The 1308-nt window shown below is 60.8% G+C and carries 1 protein-coding gene; it reads left to right on the plus strand.

Annotated elements, in window-relative coordinates; translation table 11 throughout:
* Positions 1–345 precede the first annotated feature (345 nt).
* The coding region (locus LPW30_RS15855; RefSeq protein ID WP_239681361.1) for an AAA family ATPase at positions 346–1308 on the plus strand (963 nt) is incomplete at its 3' end.

Raw genomic sequence — 1308 nt, forward strand, 5'->3', positions numbered from 1 at the left:
ACGTGACCTGGGAGCAGCGGATCTGGGATATGGAGCGGACAGTGGAAGGGCGCTGCATTCGGGTGTGGGGCGCCTGAGCGTGCCGCTGATCGTCATAAACCTCGAGAGAGATCCTTCTGCCGGATCTTTAATTTGAACTGATTCACATTTCCATCGATTGGAGTTGTCACCTTCCTGTAACTGTGGAGAATACACTCTGTCGCCAGTGAAGGCAGTCAGGGATGAAAGGCAGTGCATCACGGAGGGTCCATCGGATGGATTCATTGTCCCGCGACATCGGGTCCCGCCATATGCACTGTGTCGGGGCCTTTCCTATTCTGCGGGCTTCCGTCCTATACTGCGGTCATGCCTCGCTTCTTCAACAATGCCGGTCCCACGGTCCCCGCTGACCACTATGCCATTGATCCTTTGAGTCGCATCGACTGGGAGGATTTGCAGGCGCTGATCGAGCAGAAGCGGTATTTTGTCCTCCATGCCCCGCGCCAGACGGGCAAGACCACCACGCTGCTGACGATGATGGAGGCGATCAATGCCCAGGGGCGCTATGCCTGTGCCTATGCCAATATCGAGGCGGCCCAGGTGGCGCGCGGGAACCCTGACAAGGGTATTCCGACGGTGTGCAGTGTACTGGCGCGAAGTATCGAGGATTACCTGGGGGATGACGTTGTCAGTCGCTGGTGGCGGGATGAAGGTCATCATTTGCCCGCCAGTGACCAGTTGACGCGATTGCTGAGACATTGGTCGCAGCAATGTTCGCGCCCTATTGTGCTGTTCCTGGATGAAGTGGATGCCCTGGTGGGCGACACGCTGATCTCGCTGCTGCGCCAGATCCGCGCCGGCTATCCGCAGCGACCGGATGCCTTCCCCCAGAGTATTGTGTTGTGCGGTGTACGGGACGTGCGGGATTACCGCCTGCACCAGGAAGGGGCCCAGGTGATCACCGGCGGCGGTGCCTTCAACATCAAGGCCGAGTCGCTGCGCATGGGCAACTTCACCGAAGCAGAGTGCCAGGCCCTCTGGCAGCAGCACACCGACGAGACGGGCCAGCTCCTTGATCCGGCCATCTTCCCGGAACTATGGGAAGACACCCATGGCCAGCCCTGGCTGGTGAATGCCCTGGGCTATGAACTCACCTGGCGCTTCAAACCGGCCCGCGACCGGACTCGTCCCTTGTCCCTGGAGGACTACCGGTCCGCCCGGGAGGCGCTGATCCAGTCCCGGGCCACGCACCTGGACCAGTTGGCGGACAAGTTGCGAGAGCCCCGCGTTTGCCGCGTGATCAGTGAGTTGCTGGCCTCGGGTGAGGAG

This window comes from Ectothiorhodospira variabilis (genome assembly GCF_022227625.1).
Classification (GTDB): domain Bacteria; phylum Pseudomonadota; class Gammaproteobacteria; order Ectothiorhodospirales; family Ectothiorhodospiraceae; genus Ectothiorhodospira; species Ectothiorhodospira haloalkaliphila.